Raw genomic sequence first — 18,060 nt, forward strand, 5'->3', positions numbered from 1 at the left:
GGTTCCGAAGTTGAAATGAAAGAGAAGAAAGCCCGCGTTGAAGACGCCCTGCACGCTACCCGTGCAGCCGTTGAAGAAGGCGTGGTACCTGGCGGTGGCGTGGCACTGGTTCGCGCTCTGCAGGCAATCTCCGAGCTGAAAGGCGATAACGCCGATCAAGACGTGGGTATCCAGTTGCTGCGTCGCGCTGTTGAAGCGCCACTGCGCCAGATCGTTGCCAACTCCGGCGACGAGCCAAGCGTAGTTGTCGACAAGGTCAAGCAGGGTTCGGGTAACTACGGTTACAACGCTGCTACCGGCGAATACGGCGACATGATCGAAATGGGCATCCTCGACCCGGCTAAAGTGACTCGTTCGGCTCTTCAGGCAGCAGCTTCCATCGCCAGCCTGATGATCACCACCGAAGCCATGATCGCCGAGATCAAGGAAGACGGTCCAGCTGGCGGCGGCATGCCAGACATGGGCGGTATGGGCGGCATGGGCGGCATGATGTAAGCCAGCCTTACCCCTATAAAAAAGCCCCGCCTGCGATAAGCAGGCGGGGCTTTTTACTGCCCTCTATAAAGTCAAAAGATCGCAGCCTGCGGCAGCTCCTACAAAAGCACGCGATCCCCTGTAGGAGCTGGCGAAGCCTGCGATCTTTTGATCTTTCCTCAGGCCTTGACCGGTTCTGCCTTGGTCTCTCGCTCATCCTTCGCCGCCGGGAGATAAAGGATGTAGTAATACGCCCCCAGACAAATCAGCCAGCAGAAAATCGCCGTCCACACATTGTGCGAAAAGAAGTGCGCGCCCTGCATCATCCGGCTGATGGAAAACACCGTGCCCAACGCGAAAGCGAACACAAACGCCTTGCGCGCCAGGCGCGGACGACGGTCACGCAGGACAAAGAACAGCGCAAACAGTGTGAAACCGGTTGCCGCATGACCGCCGGGCCAGCAACGGCCCGGCTTATCGGTGTGCGGGCGAGGGCTGAGTAACTCGCTGTAGGTCTCGTGACCACCGAACTGCTCCAGGCTCCATGGGCATTGAACGGCCGTCACCGCTTTGACTGGCGTGACAAAGGAGGTCGCCAGCGCCAGAGACAGCACCAGGCAGCCCAGTTCCCGTTTGATCGGTTTGAGCCTGTCCATGAAAAAGGAGGCGATGAAACCGACGATGGCCAACACCGAGAAGGCGATGACCACCTGCTTGGCGCGGTCATGCAGGATCTCTTCCAGGAAGTAACTGTGCCGCCCGATGAAATCCCTCGCGACCGGGTCATAGAGTAGTTTGGCAAGGTCCATGTCCAGAGACGTCAGTTCGAGCAGCATCAGAATGATCGCCGCAATGGCGGGAACGCCCAGGCACACCCAGAAGTTCAGTGGGCGGGAGGCGGGGCGGACAGCAGTCGAAACCATGGCAGTTCCTTGGTCGGTGAAATGTTCTGAAAACGCAGCCGCGCGGAGTTTGAGCCTGATCCTGTCGTCGGCGTGTGAATCGATAGTGAAAAAGTCGTTAAAGTTGCCCCGGGTTTATGGGGTGGATTTGCAACTGCACACAGTCCTAGCCCTCAGCCACACTTGGCCTTAAGCTGCGCGGGCCAAGACGGCCGTTACTGTGTACGCAGGAGATACCCATGCGAATTCTATTGGTTGAAGACAACCGCGATATCCTGGCCAATCTGGCCGATTACCTGGGGCTCAAAGGTTATACCGTGGATTGCGCGCAGGACGGTTTGTCAGGCTTGCACCTGGCGGCCACCGAGCATTACGACCTGATCGTGCTCGACATCATGTTGCCGGGCATCGACGGTTACACCCTGTGCAAGCGTCTGCGTGAAGACGCGCGCCGCGACACGCCGGTGATCATGCTCACCGCTCGCGATCAACTGGACGACCGGCTGCAAGGCTTCAAGTCCGGCGCCGATGACTACCTGATCAAACCCTTTGCCCTGTCTGAATTGGCGGCGCGCATCGAGGCGGTCATGCGTCGCGCCCAGGGTGGCGGCCGTCGCACCTTGCAGGTCAGCGATCTGATCTACGACCTCGATACCCTGGAAGTGACCCGCGAAGGTCGTCTGCTGAAACTCAACCCGGTGGGCCTGAAGTTGCTGGCCGTGTTGATGCAAAAAAGTCCTCACGTACTGCGCCGCGAAATTCTCGAAGAGGCGCTGTGGGGTGATGACTGCCCGGACAGCGACAGCCTGCGCAGCCACGTCCATCAATTGCGCCAGGTGATCGACAAGCCGTTCGCCAAACCGTTGCTGCAAACCGTGCACGGTGTGGGTTATCGCTTGGCCGAGGGCCGAGATGGAGTTTAAACAGAGCCTTGCTCAACGGATCATCATCGCCTTTGCGCTGATGAGCGCATTGGTGGCAGGGGCGTTCGCCATGGGCATTGTGGCGACCGTGCACCTGGTCGAAGAAAAACTGATTTCGGCTGGTCTGGGCGGCGATTTACAGCGTCTGTTGCTGATGGACAGCGTGTCGGACTGGAGCCACCGTCCCGAGCCGGACCAAATGTTCTATTTCAGCGGCGGGCCCGGCGACTTCGAACTCCCCAAGGACCTGCGGCACCTGGGCCCGGGCTTTCACGAAGTGTTTCGCGAACAGCTGTCGTATCACGCGATGGTCGAAGTCGTCGATGGTCGGCGTTATGTGCTGTTGCAGGATCAGAGCGATTTCGAAGAGCGTGAACGGGTGCTGTTTGCCGTGGTGCTGGTGGGCTTCGTCCTGAGTCTGGCGTTGGCGGTGTTTCTTGGCTGGGTACTGGCGCGCAAAGTGATGGCGCCCGTGGTGCGACTGGCCCGTCAGGTCCGTCACCGTGATCAATTATTGGGTCTTGCTCCACCGCTGGCGCCGGATTACGCCGCTGATGAGGTGGGCGAGTTGGCCGTGGCCTTCGACGCCACCCTCGGGCGCTTGCGCCAGGCGTTGACCCGCGAACGGTTGTTCACCAGTGACGTGAGCCACGAGCTGCGCACGCCATTGATGGTGCTGGCCAGTTCCTGCGAGCTGCTGCTGGAAAACCCCGGTATCGATCAGCGTGGACGTGCACAGGTCGAGCGAATCGCCCGCGCTTGTGAAGAGATGCGCGAGCTGGTGCAAACCTTCCTGATGTTGGCCCGCGCACAACGCGAAGACGCCAGCATGTCGCCCCAGCAGACCCTGAGCCAGGTAGCCGATGGACTGCTCAATCAGTGGCGCGAGCCGATCGAGGCCAAGGGGTTGGCGCTAATCTTTGAACCGGGCAATCCGGCCAACACGTGCTACAACGCAACCCTTCTGCACGCGGTCATGGGCAACCTGCTGCGTAACGCGCTGCATTACACCGAACGCGGGTTCATCCACCTGACCCTGACGGCCACGGGTTTCATGGTCGAGGACAGTGGCGTGGGCATTCCCGAGGAAAAACGCGAGGCCATGTTCGAGCCGTTCGTGCGGGGCAACGAGAAGCGCGGTGAGGGCTTGGGGCTTGGGCTGTCACTGGTGCAGCGGATCTGTGAAAACCAGGGGTGGGACGTCAGCCTGACGAACATGGAGCCCCATGGTTGTCGTTTTGAGGTGGAGCTGTATCCGTCGCATATGAATTGATCGGCCTATTGCAGCGCCGTATCCCGGAGCAGTTGTTGGCGCCCTGCAAAACCTCGAAATAACTTGGGGTTTTACATGACATTTTTTTCACAAAGGAATGACCTGTCGCTGACACGGCGCTACCTATCGTGGGTGCCATCAGCAGCTAAGGAGACCTTGGTGATGGCCGGCCCGATCAAACTTGATTTTTCCGAAAAATACGACGATCAACACGCTCAACGATACCTGCGCAAGCATAAGGATGGCCTTGGCCGCCGCGTGTCTCACTGGCGTGACGAGCAACTGGCACACAAGGCGCTGGCACTGGTCGGTGAGCCGGGGCTGATCCTCGATTTGCCCTGCGGTGCGGGGCGCTTTTGGCCATTGCTGGCGGAAAAAACCAATCGTGCGATCATTGGGGCCGACAACTCCGAATCCATGCTGAAGATTGCCATGCAGTCGCAACCTGCCGAGGTGGTGAAACGGGTACAACCCTTGCACACTTCTGCATTCGACATCGCCTTACCTGAAAACGCCGTCGACAGCATTTTCTGCATGCGTTTGCTCCATCACATCGGTGAAGCCGAGCATCGACTGGCCATTTTGCGTGAATTCGAGCGCGTCACGCGTGATAGCGTGATCCTTTCTCTGTGGGTGGACGGCAATTTCAAAGCGTGGAAACGCAAGCGCCTCGAGAAAACCCGTGAGCAGGAAGGTTACCAAAATCGATTTGTGTTACCGGCTGCTACGGTTGAAAAGGAATTTGAGCAGGCGGGTTTTCGTATCCAGGAACAACTGGACTTTTTACCGCTCTATGCCATGTGGCGGGTCTACGTATTACGCAAGAGGTAACAGTATGGCAGTGCAATGTGCAGCAGAAACGGACGTCGCTCCTCAGGACCGCTTCGACTATTTCTGGAATCAGCGCGGTGAGTGGGTAGAAGAACCCAACATCCGTCGCGGTGGAGAAAGTGGCGTGCAGCGCGTCGTGAGCAGCAATGGACAGTTGCTTTACGTTAAACGTCAGACCGGGCATATCCATCGCAGCTTGTTGCACCCGTTCGGTCGGCCGACGGTGTTGCGCGAGCGCGATGCGCTCATCGGCCTGAACCTGCTCGACGTTCTCGTTCCGGAAATCGTTTTCTGCGGTGCACAGCGCGATCCGGTGCATAAATGGCGCGCATTGCTGGTCACCAAGTCGCTGGACGGCTTCGAGGAAATCGAACACTGGTACGCTGGCGGCGGTCGCGAGCATCACGGTGAGGCTGTGCATGATCGAGTGTTGAAGGAACTGGCCGAGAGCCTGGCCCGGATGCACAAGGGCCGCTGGCAGCACAGCTGCCTCTACGTCAAGCACGTATTCGTGCGCATCACCGGCGAAGGCGAGGCTGCCAAAGTTGAAGTGGCCTTGATCGATCTGGAGAAATGTCGGCAGCGTTTTACCGCCCGGCAAGCGGCTTCTCATGACATGAAGCAACTGCGTCGCCACTCGTCGTTCAGCACGACGGACTGGCAGAAACTCGTCTACTTTTATAAGACGGCGTTTGGCAGCGCTATCAAGGGTTTATAGCAATGAAACTCGAAATTGCACGAGGTGTATTTTTAATAGGAGCCTTGGCAGTTGCTTCACTAGCGGTGGCGGCTTGGGAGCAGCCCCGCACGCAAGTCCTCAGTTCAGTGAATGGCGACGCGCACTGTCCGTTGCCACGGGTTGCGAAGGCATCCGTGGCATCCCAACCCGATCATGATTTATTGCTGTTCATGTTCGGACTTTCTCAAGGATTGAGGCCACAAAGTTGAATAAATTGAAGCCCAAATAAAAGGCCTCGCTGATGCGAGGCCTTTTTTTATTCCCGACTTTCGAGCCTTGCACCGTCCATGTGGGAGCGAGCTTGCTCGCGATAGCGGTGTGACAGTCACCTCAATGCTGATTGCGCCACCGCTATCGCGAGCAAGCTCGCTCCCACAGGGTTATGAGTGTTCTTTGGGTTTATCGGGTTTAGCCAGCAACGTGTACACGCACGGCAACACAAACAACGTAAACAACGTCCCGATCGACATCCCCGTGGCGATCACCATGCCGATGTCGAACCGGCTGACGGCGCCCGCCCCCGTGGCGATGATCAACGGCACCATGCCGAACACCATCGCAGCAGTGGTCATCAACACCGGACGCAGACGAATGGCCGCCGCTTCCTCCACGGCCTCTCGCGGCGTCAGGCCTTTGTCCTTGCGTAACTGGTTGGCGAATTCGACGATCAGGATTCCGTGCTTGCTGATCAGCCCGATCAACGTCACCAGGCCGACCTGGGTGTAGATGTTCATGCTCGACCAGCCCAGGAACAGCGGGATCAGCGCACCACAGATCGACAACGGCACGGTCACCAGAATCACCAGCGGATCGCGGAAGCTTTCGAACTGGGCGGCCAGTACCAGGAAAATGATCGCCAGCGCCAGGGCGAAGGTGACCCACAGCGCACTGCCTTCCTGGACGTATTGCCGGGATGCGCCGGCATAGTCGAAGGCATAACCCACCGGCGCCTCTTCCCGCGCGATCTGGCGCACGGTGTCGATGGCTTCACCCATGCTGACTAGCGGCACGCCGGACAGGATGGCCGAGTTGAGTTGCTGGAACTGGTTCAACTGCCGTGGACGCGCCCGGTCGGTCACGGTGATCAGGGTCGACAGGGCCAGCAGTTGGCCTTGGGTGTTCTTGACGTAATAGTTATTCAGCCAGTCAGGGTTATCCCGGAAGGGCCGTTCGACCTGCGCGATGACTTTGTAGCTGCGACCTTCAATAGTGAAACGGTTGATCTCCGCCTCACCCAGCAATGTCGCGAGCGTCCCGCCCAGGTCCTGCATGGAAACACCCATCTGTGCGGCCTTGGCGCGATCGATATCCACCACCACTTCAGGTTTGTCGAACGCCAGGTCGAGGTCGACGAAGGCGAACTTGCCGGACTCCATTGCCCTTTTTTTGATTCGGTCGGTCACTTGTAGCAGCGACTCGTAATCGTTGGCGGTATTGATGACGAACTGAAACGGCAGCCCCTCGCCGGTGCCGGGCAGGGAGGGCAGGTTGAAGCCGAAGATTTGCAATCCGGAAATGCTCTCCAGTTTGGCCTGTACCTCGGGCAAGATCTGCATTTGCGTGCGGCTGCGTTCGTTCCACGGCTTGAGCAGGAAGCCGCCGATCCCCGATTGCACGCCGTTGAAGCCATTGATCTGGAACGACGAGTAGTACTCGGGAAACGTCTTGAAGATCGTGACGAACTCGTCAGTGTAGGTGCTCAGGTAGTCGAGGTTGGCCGGTTGCGGGGCGTTGGCGATCATGAAAATGATGCCCTGGTCTTCGTCCGGCGCCAGTTCCGACTTGGTAAACGTGAGCAGCACCGGAATCAGGCACAGCACGATCACCGCGAACACCAGCACCACCGGCCGGGTGTTGAGGGTGCCGTGGAGCATGCTTTGGTAACGGCGCTTGAGGCCTTCGAAAATCAGGTCCAGGCGATGGGCCAGGCCGCTGGGATTTTCGTCGTGACGCAGCAGGAAGGCGCACATCATTGGCGACAGGGTCAGGGCGACGATGCCGGAGATCACCACCGCGCCGGCCAGGGTCAGGGCGAACTCCTTGAACAGCGCCCCCGTGAGCCCCGTCAGGAAGCCGATCGGCGCATAGACCGCCGCCAGCGTGATGGTCATCGAGACCACCGGCATGGCGATTTCCCGGGCGCCTTCGATGGCCGCATCCAGCGGCGTCTTGCCTTCTTCGATGTGCCGGTGGATGTTTTCCACCACCACAATGGCATCGTCCACCACCAGGCCGATGGCCAATACCATCGCCAACAACGTCAGCAGATTGATCGAGTAGCCCATCATCTGCATGAAGAACATCACGCCGATCATCGACAGCGGGATGGTGACTACCGGGATCACCACCGAACGCAGCGCGCCGAGGAACAGGAACACCACCACGATGACGATCAGCACTGCTTCAAACAGGGTTTTCACCACTTCGTCGATCGAGGCCTGGATAAACAGCGTGGCGTCGTAGGCGATTTCACCTTTGAGGTTCGGCGGCAGCTGGGCTTCCAGGTCCGGCATGATCTTGCGCACTTCCTTGATCACGTCCAGCGGGTTGGCGCCTGGCGTGGCCTTGATGCCGATGTACACCGAAGGGGTGCCGCCGAAGGAGCTGATCGAATCGTAGTTTTCCGCACCCATTTCAACCCGCGCCACATCGCTGAGCAGCACGCGACTGTCGCCCTCGACCTTGAGCGGAATCGCGGCAAAGGCTTCGGCGGACTTAAGCTCGGTATTGGCGTTGATGCTGGTGACGACGTACTCGCCTTTCACTTCGCCGGCGGCGGAGAGGAAGTTGTATTTGCGCACCGCATCGGTCACGTCGCTGGCACTCAGGCCGAAACCGGCCAGCTTGACCGGGTCCAGCCATAGACGCATGGCAAATACCTGGTTGCCGAGAATCTCGGCTTCGGCCATGCCCGGCAGGGTCGCCAGTTTCGGCTGGATGACCCGCGACAGGTAGTCGGTAATTTGTGGGTTGCTCAGCTCCTTGCTGAAGAAGCTGATGTACATCAGTGCCGAGGCGTCGGCGGCTTCTTTGCTCAGTACCGGGTCTTCGGCGTCCTGAGGCAGCTGGTTCTTCACCTCGTTGGCCTTGGCCAGCAGTTCGGTGAACAAGCGATCGCTGTTGGAGCCGATGCGCGCGTAGATCGAGATCACCGAGAAGTTCTGGCGACTGACCGAGGTCATGTAGTCGATGCCCTCGGCACTGGCCAGACTTTGCTGCATCGGTTGGGTGATGTAGCCCTGAATGGTTTCGGCGTTGGCCCCGGGATAAGCGGTGGTCACCGTGATCAGGGCGTTTTCCATTTGTGGATATTGGCGCAGCGGCAACTTGCTCCAGGCCTGGAAGCCCAGCAGCACAATCAACAGGCTGACCACGGTGGCGAGCACCGGGCGGCGGATGAACGGGTCGGTAAAAGCCATGGGGATTCCTTGATCAGTCCGCGCGCGGCGGGCTGTTCTTCTCGGCTAAGGTCTTGTCGTCGCTGATCGCAATGTGTGCGCCGTTGTCCAGTTTGATCTGGCCGGCCGTGACCACTTTTTCGCCGTTCTGCACACCTTTGGTGATCATCACTTGCCCATCGCGGCGCTCGCCGGTTTCGATGAAGCGCCGTTCGGCGATCAGGATCGGCTGGCCCTTGTCGTCTTTTTCCAGGCTGCCGTCTTCGGCTTTTTTCTGCGCGACGACATAGAGTGAGTTGCCGTACAGCGTGTAAGTGATCGCGCTTTCCGGCACGACAATGCGCGGCTGCGGGTCGGGCAACAGCACTTGCAGGCTGGCGAACATCCCCGGCAGCAGTTTGCCGTCGGGGTTGGCCAGGGTCGCGCGGACCTGGACGTTGCGCGTGCTGTTTTCGACTTTCGGGTTGATCGCGCTGATGGTGCCGGGGAAGGTTTGTGTCGGGTAGGCCGCGACAACGATCTGTACCGGTTGGCCGAGGGCGATCTTCGGTACCGACTGCTCGGGCACGAAGAAGTCTACATAGAGGCTGCGGAGGTCTTGCAGAGTGGCGATCATGGTGCCGCTGGCCACGTAGTCACCGACGTCCACCTGGCGAATGCCGATGGTCCCGCTGAACGGCGCGACGATGCGTTTTTTCTCGAGTGAAGCCTTGAGCTGATTGACCGTGGCCTTATTCTTTTTAAATACCGCCGAGAGTCGGTCGAACTCGCCTTTGGAAATGGCCTGGCTGCCCACCAGTTGGCTGCCGCGGTTGTAATCCACCTGGGCCAGCCCGAGGTCGGCCAGGGCGGTTTCCAGCAGGGCGGTTTCCACGGCGCTGTCGAGTTGAACGATGGGTTGGCCGGCTTTGACCTTCTGCCCTGACTCAAACTGCACGTCCGTGACGGTGCCGGCGATCTCCAGGCTCAGGTCGACACCTTGCAGCGCCTTGAGGGTGCCGACGGTCGGCAGGCGGGCTTGCCACGGCCGTTCGGTGGCAGTGGCCACGGCGACACTGATCGCCGGCTTCGGCACAGCAAAGCCCTGAATCATCGTGTAGATGGAGAAGGCTTTGTAACCGGCCAGGACCAGCACGATCAGCAGAACAACACCCAACATGATCAGCATGCGGCGACGCAGCATATTTCCACTTCCTTGGAGAAAATCAGGTGAGACAGTCGGGCACATTACTCCGAGTGGGAGGTTGATTCCAACTGGCAGAACTTACAGGGTGTAAGGCTATCGATTGGCGTTGGCCTGAAAAGATCGCAGCCTTCGGCAGCTCGTACAGAGTGTACGCATTCCAATGTAGGAGCTGCCGAAGGCTGCGATCTTTTCGGCGTTACTCACGCCATCAGGTGAAGGTGGTTGTCCCAGAGCCCTGCGGGTAGATCGAGGGGTTTTGCAACAAGGCTTGTCTGGCGGCAGTCGTAGAACCGGCAGCGTCCTTGACCCGAGGTCACGACAAAGCCATCGGCTACCGCGCCGACCCCGGCGCAATCGGGAAGCGGCGCGTCCAGGCGCACTTCACCGCTGTCCAGGTCCCAGATGAAAAAGCGGTTGCCCCGTGGCGCGGTCAACGCCACCAAGCGCAGTTCGCTGTGCACCGCAACGCTGGCGGTGTAATGCCCCATGGCCTGCAACTGATGCTCAGGCACCGGGAAGGCCACGAACGGCTGGCCGGGACGCTTGATCGCCAGCAGCTCCGAAGACTCGTGAGACGGCCCCATGAACTGCTGACCGGCGACGATGGTGCCGTCGCTGGCAATCCCCAAATGACGCACGCTGTTCATCTGCTGGGCCAGGGTTTCCTTGCTCAGCAGGGTGCCGTCGCGTTGCATCAGCACCAGGCTCGGTTCCATGGCGTTGAGGTTCATCTCGACGCGGCTTTCGGCCTCGGTGCGAATGCCGCCATTGGCCACCACCAGGGTTTCGCCATCGGGCATCCATGACACCTGATGCGGACCGACGCCATGAGTCGAAATCTCACCGCTGTGCACCAGCCGCTCACCTTCGAACTTATACACACCGAGCAAGCCGCGACCCGGATCGGAGGTGTCGTTCTCGGTGGCGTACAGCCAGTCGCCGCTCTTGTGAATCACCGCATGACCGTAGAAGTGCCGGTTCGGCAGCGAGGTCACGGTTTGCAGCAGCGTGCCGTCGCGCAGGTTGATCAGGTAACTCTCGGTGCCAGGACGACGGGCGACGAACAGCGCAATCGGCAGCGTCGGGTGGTTGATGATGTCGTGGCAACGCTGGCCGACCTGGGTGGCAAACACCCGGGTGCCGTCCAGCCGGTAACCGACGGCGTAGTGGTTGCCGTCGGTATCGTCCCGCGCCGAGAGCAGCAGCGGGCTTTTGTCCTTCTGCTTGAACAGCGTCCAGCCGCCCAGTGTCACCGCACCCAGCAGCAAACTACCTAACGTCAGAGCCTGGCGTCGCAGCATGGAACTTGCCCTCATCAGTCACCATCGTTGGCGTTGAAGCCCAGTTGGATGCCCAGCGCCTTGGCCAGTTCGCCTTCGTGCAGGCGGTGGACGACGTTTAGGCTGTCGTAGATGTCGCTGAGTTGCTGGCGCCCGGCGGCGTCATTGAGCATCTCGGTCAGCGAGCGCTGGTTGCTGGCGAACAGTTTCAGGGACGCGGCGTAAGCGGCGTCGATCTTGTCGGCCAAGGGTTTCTGCTCGTTCGGCAACAGACCACGCAGGCCTTTGTTGTCGACGCCTTCCCACACCGTTTTGGCGGCGGCGAGGCTGGCTTCGAGGCCGGTCAGGGACGACTGGCTGCGCCATGCATCGGCCTGGAACGGTTGCGGCACACCCTTCGTCTGACGGCCCATCGGCGTGCCGAGTTTTTTCTTCAGGCTGTCGAGGGCGGTGACTTGCACGCGCAACAGATCGGCGATGGCTTCGTGGGAATCGGCGTAGCGCTGGTTCGGGAATTTGCTCATCTGCGCGAGCATGCCGTCGGTGTTGTTCCAGCTTTTCAGAATCTCTTCGGCCAGTTGTTTCTGACGCTCGCCAATCGCGATCAGCAGCGGGCAGTACTTGGCTTTCTGTTCAGCGTTGGCCACATCAGGCTTGCTGTCGAACAGGATGTATTCGTAGGCGGAAAGGCCTTGAACCACAACGCTCGACTTGGCCAAGGCAGCAGCATCGATCTGCGGCTGTGCGGTGACCAGTTGCTCGACCTGACGGCCGACGAGGTTTTTCTTGTCCGGCCAGAACTGCACCTGCCAGGCGCGATTGCCCTCGGCCAGCGGCCCGATCAGCAGCGGTTGCAGCTCGGCCCAGGCTTTCTGCGCGTGCAGGAAATCGGCGCGGGCGGTGTCGAGGTTTTCCTTGCCTTCGCAGTAAGCCAACGCACTGACGGCCAGCTGGCGGTCGGCTTCAACCCAGCGCGTGTAGGTCGGCAGGATCACCGATTTGGCGATGGCTGCTGACGTGACGGCCTGCGGATCCTGCGGCGAACAGGCGCCCAAGGCTAGCGCGGCAAGGCTGGTGAACAACAATTTGGGACGGAACATGTCGGGCTCCCGCTATGGAATACGTATTAAAGGGAATTCAAGAACGCCAGCAACGCAGCGCGCTGCTCGGCATTGAAAGACAAAACCTGTTGCTGCGCCGCTGTGGCTTCGCCGCCATGCCAGAGCACGGCTTCGAGCAGATTGCGGGCGCGGCCATCGTGCAAAAACTGGGTGTGGCCACTGACCGCCTGCGTCAGGCCGATGCCCCACAACGGCGGGGTGCGCCAGTCGCGGCCACTGGCCTGGAATTCGGTACGGTTGTCGGCCAGACCGTCGCCCATGTCATGCAGCAGCAGATCGCTGTAAGGGCGAATCACTTGATTGGCCAGTTCAGGTTCTGCGGCGTTGGCGGCGGTGGTGTATTTCGGGGTGTGGCAGGACTGGCATCCGGCCTGGAAAAACAGATTCTTGCCGGCCAGCACTTCAGGGGCGCTGACATCGCGGCGGGCCGGTACGGCCAGGTTACGGCTATAGAACAGCACCAGGCGCAGGATGTTATCGCTGACTTCCGGCTCGCCATCCGGGCCATTGCCATTCGCTGCCTGTTTGCAGGCGGTTTGCGCGTCGGTGCAGTCATCAACGGGTCTCAGGCTGGTGGTGAGGCCCATGTCGCCGGAGAACGCGTGAACATTCTGTTGATTGAGGTTTGGTTGGCCGGCCTTCCAGCCAAATCGCCCGAGAACGGTTTTTTGCTGCGCGTCATCCCAGACCCGGTTCGGGCGTCCGGCGATGCCGTTTTTGTCTTTTGCCTGAGCCTCGGCATTGGCCAGGATCGCCTCGTCGGGAATCGCTTCGAGCAGGCCCAGGCCAATCATTGGCGGAGCGACCCTGGCCGAGAAACGCGTGTCAGGGTGCATCGGGCCGTAGCCGAGCTGGGTGATCTGCAACGTCGGCTTGCGCAACTCGACTTCGGTGCCGTCCTTGAAGCGAATCGGAACGGTCGTGTAATCGACGCGCACTTTGCCTTCCGGCACGACACCGGGCACGGACATGTCCTGGAATTGTCCGCCGTAGACCGGCTCCGGTACAACGCCAAGCTGCTCGATAAGCTTGGCATACGCCGGCGTATCGGGAATCGACAGGCGTACCAGCATCGACACGGCGTTCTGCGCATCAGGCGTGGGCGGATGACCGCGTCCGTCCTTGATGTGGCAGTTCTGGCAGGCGTTGGTGTTGAACAACGGCCCGAGTCCGTCCCTGGCAGTAGTGGTCGACGGGGCGATCACCCAGGGATTACGGAAAAAGCTGTTGCCGACACTGAAGTCCACGCGCCGTGATGGCGGCAGGTTGGCGGACGGCAGGGAAAATGAGTTCTGATCGGTCTTGCGCACGGTTGCGCTGCCACCGGACCGGGCTTCGCCGGGTTCGGCCTCGGTAAAACGTGGGGCGTCATCGCAGGCACTCAGGCCCAGGGCCAGAAACAGTGCGGACAAGCGAAGAGGCAGCGAGGGCATCAGACATCCTGCAAGACGAGCAAAACAAGGGGCGCAAAGTCTAACAGGGCGGGGGAGATTGAATAAGAGGAATTATCGTTTGGTTGATGTAGCGCAGGGTTTACTTGGAAACGGTGATCCCCTGTGGGAGCGAGCTTGCTCGCGATAGGGCCATCACAGCCAACATCAATGTTGAATGAGCTACCGCTATCGCGAGCAAGCTCGCTCCCACAGGGGATTGTGTCGTGGCGAACATGAAAAAGGCGACCCGAAGGTCGCCTTTTTATTCAGCCAGCGTTGATCAGAACTCGTGATCAGCGTTGTCCGGGTTCAGGTCACTGATGCCCAGTTTGCCAGCGGCGGCTTCGATCGAACCAGTTTGCTTGACCAGGGAAGCGATCGCGTCGCGGACAATCTGGTTGCCAGCGGTGTTGCCGGCGGCGATCAACTGGTCGTAGTGCTCACCCTTGTTGGCGTGATCGACGATGACCTGCATCTTGGCTTCGGTCGCCGCCAGGTCTGCTTTCAGCGCGGTATCGGCAGCCGGGTCAGCCTTGGCCACCAGGGACGACAGGCTGGCGCCGGTCATTTTGGTGCCGTCGACGCGGGTGTATTCGCCCAGGTACACGTTACGTACGCCTTTGGCATCGTAGAACTGCGAATTGTGGGTGTTGTCGCTGAAGCAGTCGTGTTCGTCTTCCGGCGAGTTGGCTTCCAGGGAAACCTTCATGCGCTCGCCCGCCAGTTCGCCCAGGGACAGGCTTCCCATGCCGAACAGCATTTTGCGCAGGCCGGATTCAGCTGGCTCGGCTTCGAGGGTGGCGCGGTAGTTGTCGGCCACGTTCGGCTTCCAGTTACCGACCATTTCTTCCAGGTCGCTGACCAGCAGTTGGGTCACGGACTTCAGGTAAGCGCGACGACGATCGTTATGACCGCCGGTTGCACCTTTGCCTTCCAGGTAGTCGGAAGCTGGACGTTTGCCGGCGCCAGGGCCGGTGCCGTTCAAGTCCTGGCCCCAGAGCAGGAATTCGATGGCGTGGTAGCCGGTGGCGACGTTGGCCTCGGAACCACCCAGCTCGTTCAGGCTGGCGAGTTTTGCCGGGGTAATGTCTTTCACGTCGATCTTGTCTTCGCCGACCTGAACCTGGGTGTTGGCGATGATGTTGGCCGTGGCGCCCGGGTTACCCAGTGCGTGCTCGTAGGATTTGTCGACGTAGTCGATCAGGCCTTCGTCCAGTGGCCAGGCGTTCACCTGACCTTCCCAGTCGTCGATGATGGTGTTGCCGAAGCGGAACACTTCGCTCTGCAGGTAAGGAACGCGGGCAGCGATCCAGGCAGCCTTGGCAGCTTTCAGGGTGTCGGCGTTCGGCTTGGCGAGGAAGGCGTCGACGGCGGTTTGCAGGGTCTTCGCGGTAGATTCGGCATCGCTGTAAACGGCGAAGACGATGTCGGCGTAATGCGCGACAACGGCTTTGGCGGCGGCTTCGTCGACTTTACTGGCAGCGACAGGTGCAGCCGCAGGGGCCGTGGTGCTGGTGGCCGGAGTCGGTGCTTGCGCAGCGACAGCTTTGTCTTTGCCTTCGCCACAACCGGCGAGGGAAATAGCGATGGCCAACAGACTGGCGGTAGCCAGAGGCATACGAATCATGGCGAACATCCTGCTTCGAGAGGGGGTGGAATGGCGCAGCAAGCGCGCAAAGCTGCGACATAATGCAAATCTTTCGCATTATGTGTAAAGGGTTGTAGCTGGAAATATTTCTTATTCACGGGGACACGTGAGGTAGATCAAAAGATCGCAGCCTCGTTTCACTCGACAGCTCCTACAGAGTGAAACGAGGCTGCGATTTCTTGATCTTCTACAAAATAGCCGCGTTACTGCGCTGGGCCTGTTTCAGATACGCGCTCAATTCCCGCGCCGGCAGTGGCTTGCTGTAGAGATAGCCCTGACCTTCGTGACAGCCCTCGGAGATGATGTAGGCCTCTTGCTCGGCGGTTTCCACGCCTTCGGCAATCACCTGCATGCCCAGGCTCTTGCCCAGCTGGATGATGGCCCGAACGATGGTCGCATCGTCGTCGTCATCGAGAAGGTCCTGAACGAAGCTCTTGTCGATCTTGATCTTGTCCAGCGGCAGGCTTTTCAGATAGCTCAATGACGAGTAACCGGTGCCGAAGTCGTCGATCGCGATCAGCGCACCGGAGCGGCGCAGACTCAGCAGGTGCTGGGCGGCCGTGCTGATGTCTTCCATCAGGCCGGTTTCGGTGACTTCCAGCTCCAGGCTGCGCGGTGGCAGCCGATACATCTGCAGCAAATTGTTGACTACCCGTGGCAACTCGGCGTGGTGCAGCTGCACCGTGGACAGATTCACCGCCATGCGCAGGTCGACGAAACCCTGGTCATGCCAGTCGCGCAGTTGCTTGCACGCCTGATCCAGCACCCATTCGCCGATGGCGATGATGGTGCCGTTCTGCTCGGCCAGGGGGATGAACAAGTCCGGTGGAACCAGCCCGTGCTCGGGATGCTGCCAGCGAATCAGCGCCTCGACACCCACCACCCGGTGATCGCGATAGCTGATCTGCGGCTGGTAGACGAGGTAGAACTGGCCACGGGCCAAGGCGTCGCGCAGGTCTTTTTCCAGCTCGCGACGGCGACGCATCTCGGTGTCGACGCTGGCGATATAGAACTGATAACGGTTGCGCGAGCGAGTCTTGGCCAGGGTCATGGTCTGCTCGGCTTTTTGCAGCAGTTTCTCGGTGCTGTCACCGTCCTCGGGGAACAGGGTGATGCCGATGGTGGCGCGCAGGCGAATCTCCTGATGATCGAGGGCAAATGCCGCTTCCAGGTCATCGAGAATGCTTTGGGCCAGTTCGGCCGCTTCGTAGGGTTGTTCGATGTCGGCCTGAACCAGGGCGAACTGGTCGCCGCCGAGGCGGGCGAGGGCGCCAAGGCGGCCGCTGTGAGCTCGCAGGCGATCGGCCAGGGCCAGCAGCAGTTGGTCGCCGGTCTGGTAGCTGAATTGTTCGTTGATGCCCTTGAAGTCATCGAGGCCGACCACCAATACCGCGACCCGACGTTGCAACCTGCCGGCGTCTACCAGGATTTTGTCCAGTTGCTGCTGCAATTGCTGGCGGTTCGGCAGGCCGGTGAGGAAGTCGTACTGGGCCATGCGTAGCAGACTGTTTTCCGCTTCGTGGCGCAAATGAGTGTTGCGCTCGATTGACTCGAGCAACTGGTTGGCGGTGTTGATCCAGATCCCCAGTTCGTTCTTTTCATGCCCCTTGAGTAGCGGGATTTTGTGTGCGCTGGGGCGATCCGGATTGATTTCCGTGAGGTGTTCGATGATCCGGGACAGCGGCTTGGTCAGCAGCCAGTGATAGACCAGGTACAGCACCAGCCCCATGGCCATCGCACGCAACACGCCGGAGATGAAGATGATCACCGAACTGACGATGAAGCCCTGGCCGTAGGTGGCGGTGTCGAGGGTGATGCTCAAGTCGCCGTAATACTCGCTGTAAGGGCCGCGACCCACCAGCTGGGTGGTGAAGGTGCGTTCCTTGCCGAGGATCAGGTCGGTCAGCCAGCGACTGTCGGAATGCTGCAACTCGCGAGACTTTTGCGCGAGCATGGCTTCGTTGGGATGGCCAATGGAGGCCTTGCGCACAGCGTCGTCCTGAAACAGGCCTTCGATCACCTGCATACCCATTTCCCGGTCCAGGCTGTAGACGGCCTGGGTCGAGGGGTCGCGGAACATGTCGAGGATGCGTTGGGCATCGCTGGCCACGGCCTGGCGTGTTTTATAGGCATCGAAAACGATCTGCGCGCAGCTCAAGACCACGCCGACGATCAATGCCGACAGGAGCACGACCCGAAGCAACTTCACCGATAAGCTGTTCTTGAGTTCCAGCTTCAAAGAGTCATTCCTTGTTCCGTGCGGGTAGCGTCAAGTTGCCATGAGTATTGGCAATCCGGTGATGGCAGTCAAAGGGACAATCAATCACATGGGGTTTTGCCTGTAGCTTGGCCGAAATGCTGTCGTTTGGAGTATTTGCGCTATTTGTACTGTGTCGGTTGTTGGGGCCTTCAACTTGAGGGGGATTTGGACATATTTTCCGTTTGGTTGATGTTAGACGGCTGTGGCGTTGGGGCAAGGGGTTGAAGGCTGGTTTCATCGTGGGAAATCGCCTTGGTTTCTGCGGATACACCCTGTGTACATATCCATTTCTGCGGTAACGGCCACTTAGGGTTTCGCCCTTACGGCCATCCCTTTCAAGGTCTTTTGACTTTAGCGGCCTTGAGCACTCGATCCGTTGACACGTGGGCATTGGCGGCTTTGCCCTCAAGCCACTCCTTTGATTTGGGCACCTTCGGACCTCGTTTGCTTTTGGCGACGGTTTTTGGCGGGACGTTTCTGGCCAGCGCCAGCAGGTACTGAGCCAGCCCTCCTGCGCGGATTGGGATGGATAAGTGCTCTGGCGGCAAGGCAATCTGCATGCCCTCGTAACCGCTGCGTACCTGCACCGTCA

Annotated in this window: 14 protein-coding genes and 1 pseudogene; 6 read left to right on the forward strand and 9 right to left on the reverse strand. The window is 59.7% G+C overall.

The genetic code is table 11. From position 1 onward, the window contains the following. Window positions 1-495, forward strand: a 495-nt coding sequence (locus ACIQU2_RS28315; protein ID WP_403145805.1) for a TCP-1/cpn60 chaperonin family protein, incomplete at its 5' end; no start/stop codon positions are given. A 158-nt stretch (window positions 496-653) separates the two neighbouring features. On the opposite strand, the gene ACIQU2_RS28320 is transcribed toward ACIQU2_RS28315, so the two are convergent. After that, window positions 654-1,397, reverse strand: a complete 744-nt coding sequence (locus tag ACIQU2_RS28320) for a phosphatase PAP2 family protein (RefSeq protein WP_403145807.1) — start codon at window positions 1,395-1,397, stop codon at window positions 654-656. Window positions 1,398-1,615: 218 nt separating this feature from the next. On the opposite strand from ACIQU2_RS28320, the gene colR reads away from it, so the two are divergent. The 5 genes from colR to ACIQU2_RS28345 all read left to right on the forward strand — a co-directional run bounded on the left by colR (window position 1,616) and on the right by ACIQU2_RS28345 (window position 5,351). Further along, complete coding sequence (gene colR, locus ACIQU2_RS28325) at window positions 1,616-2,299, forward strand: two-component system response regulator ColR (RefSeq protein WP_123368483.1); 684 nt, start codon at window positions 1,616-1,618, stop codon at window positions 2,297-2,299. Beyond that, window positions 2,289-3,572 (forward strand): sensor histidine kinase, encoded by a 1,284-nt coding sequence (locus ACIQU2_RS28330; protein ID WP_403145809.1) that lies wholly within the window; start codon window positions 2,289-2,291, stop codon window positions 3,570-3,572. Before colR ends, ACIQU2_RS28330 begins: the two co-directional genes overlap by 11 nt. Before the next feature lie 162 nt (window positions 3,573-3,734). Continuing rightward, window positions 3,735-4,403 carry a methyltransferase domain-containing protein gene (locus ACIQU2_RS28335; RefSeq protein ID WP_403145811.1) on the forward strand — a complete coding sequence of 223 codons (669 nt, stop codon included), beginning with the start codon at window positions 3,735-3,737 and terminating at the stop codon, window positions 4,401-4,403. 4 nt (window positions 4,404-4,407) lie between these two features. Then, entirely contained in the window at window positions 4,408-5,121 is a 714-nt protein-coding gene (locus ACIQU2_RS28340; protein ID WP_403145814.1) for a lipopolysaccharide kinase InaA family protein, read from the forward strand. 2 nt (window positions 5,122-5,123) lie between these two features. Beyond that, a complete protein-coding gene (locus tag ACIQU2_RS28345; protein ID WP_081757450.1) occupies window positions 5,124-5,351 on the forward strand; it encodes a hypothetical protein in 228 nt (75 codons plus the stop codon). A gap of 171 nt (window positions 5,352-5,522) precedes the next feature. Here ACIQU2_RS28345 and ACIQU2_RS28350 read toward each other — a convergent pair whose 3' ends face one another. The 8 genes and pseudogenes from ACIQU2_RS28350 to ACIQU2_RS28385 all read right to left on the reverse strand — a co-directional run. Continuing rightward, a complete protein-coding gene (locus tag ACIQU2_RS28350; RefSeq protein ID WP_403145817.1) occupies window positions 5,523-8,561 on the reverse strand; it encodes a multidrug efflux RND transporter permease subunit in 3,039 nt (1,012 codons plus the stop codon). A gap of 13 nt (window positions 8,562-8,574) precedes the next feature. After that, complete coding sequence (locus tag ACIQU2_RS28355) at window positions 8,575-9,723, reverse strand: efflux RND transporter periplasmic adaptor subunit (protein ID WP_403145820.1); 1,149 nt, start codon at window positions 9,721-9,723, stop codon at window positions 8,575-8,577. A 203-nt stretch (window positions 9,724-9,926) separates the two neighbouring features. Further along, entirely contained in the window at window positions 9,927-11,027 is a 1,101-nt protein-coding gene (locus ACIQU2_RS28360) for a DUF1513 domain-containing protein (RefSeq protein WP_403145822.1), read from the reverse strand. 14 nt (window positions 11,028-11,041) lie between these two features. After that, on the reverse strand, window positions 11,042-12,106 hold the full coding sequence (locus tag ACIQU2_RS28365; protein ID WP_347804442.1) for an imelysin family protein: 1,065 nt from the start codon (window positions 12,104-12,106) through the stop codon (window positions 11,042-11,044). 26 nt (window positions 12,107-12,132) lie between these two features. Beyond that, the gene (locus ACIQU2_RS28370) at window positions 12,133-13,560 is read right to left on the reverse strand and encodes a di-heme oxidoredictase family protein (RefSeq protein WP_403145826.1); all 1,428 of its coding nucleotides are present in this window, start codon (window positions 13,558-13,560) and stop codon (window positions 12,133-12,135) included. Window positions 13,561-13,840: 280 nt separating this feature from the next. Beyond that, window positions 13,841-15,187, reverse strand: coding sequence for an imelysin family protein (locus tag ACIQU2_RS28375; protein ID WP_403145828.1), 1,347 nt, complete (start codon window positions 15,185-15,187; stop codon window positions 13,841-13,843). Window positions 15,188-15,395: 208 nt separating this feature from the next. Beyond that, on the reverse strand, window positions 15,396-17,447 hold the full coding sequence (locus tag ACIQU2_RS28380; RefSeq protein WP_134417445.1) for a bifunctional diguanylate cyclase/phosphodiesterase: 2,052 nt from the start codon (window positions 17,445-17,447) through the stop codon (window positions 15,396-15,398). 356 nt (window positions 17,448-17,803) lie between these two features. Then, window positions 17,804-18,060, reverse strand: a pseudogene (locus ACIQU2_RS28385) (IS4 family transposase); the annotation flags it as partial.

The organism is Pseudomonas sp. NPDC098740, from assembly GCF_044760065.1.
GTDB classification, from domain to species: domain Bacteria; phylum Pseudomonadota; class Gammaproteobacteria; order Pseudomonadales; family Pseudomonadaceae; genus Aquipseudomonas; species Aquipseudomonas rossensis.

What these genes read in the sequence shown, in the direction of transcription:
- ACIQU2_RS28360 (WP_403145822.1), bottom strand. Translation starts at nt 11,027, where the DNA reads ATGCTGCGACGCCAGGCTCTGACGTTAGGTAGTTTGCTGCTGGGTGCG.
- ACIQU2_RS28320 (WP_403145807.1), bottom strand. Translation starts at nt 1,397, where the DNA reads ATGGTTTCGACTGCTGTCCGCCCCGCCTCCCGCCCACTGAACTTCTGG.
- ACIQU2_RS28330 (WP_403145809.1), top strand. Translation starts at nt 2,289, where the DNA reads ATGGAGTTTAAACAGAGCCTTGCTCAACGGATCATCATCGCCTTTGCG.
- ACIQU2_RS28370 (WP_403145826.1), bottom strand. Translation starts at nt 13,560, where the DNA reads ATGCCCTCGCTGCCTCTTCGCTTGTCCGCACTGTTTCTGGCCCTGGGC.
- ACIQU2_RS28350 (WP_403145817.1), bottom strand. Translation starts at nt 8,561, where the DNA reads ATGGCTTTTACCGACCCGTTCATCCGCCGCCCGGTGCTCGCCACCGTG.
- ACIQU2_RS28335 (WP_403145811.1), top strand. Translation starts at nt 3,735, where the DNA reads ATGGCCGGCCCGATCAAACTTGATTTTTCCGAAAAATACGACGATCAA.
- ACIQU2_RS28345 (WP_081757450.1), top strand. Translation starts at nt 5,124, where the DNA reads ATGAAACTCGAAATTGCACGAGGTGTATTTTTAATAGGAGCCTTGGCA.
- ACIQU2_RS28355 (WP_403145820.1), bottom strand. Translation starts at nt 9,723, where the DNA reads ATGCTGCGTCGCCGCATGCTGATCATGTTGGGTGTTGTTCTGCTGATC.
- ACIQU2_RS28375 (WP_403145828.1), bottom strand. Translation starts at nt 15,187, where the DNA reads ATGATTCGTATGCCTCTGGCTACCGCCAGTCTGTTGGCCATCGCTATT.
- colR (WP_123368483.1), top strand. Translation starts at nt 1,616, where the DNA reads ATGCGAATTCTATTGGTTGAAGACAACCGCGATATCCTGGCCAATCTG.
- ACIQU2_RS28365 (WP_347804442.1), bottom strand. Translation starts at nt 12,106, where the DNA reads ATGTTCCGTCCCAAATTGTTGTTCACCAGCCTTGCCGCGCTAGCCTTG.
- ACIQU2_RS28340 (WP_403145814.1), top strand. Translation starts at nt 4,408, where the DNA reads ATGGCAGTGCAATGTGCAGCAGAAACGGACGTCGCTCCTCAGGACCGC.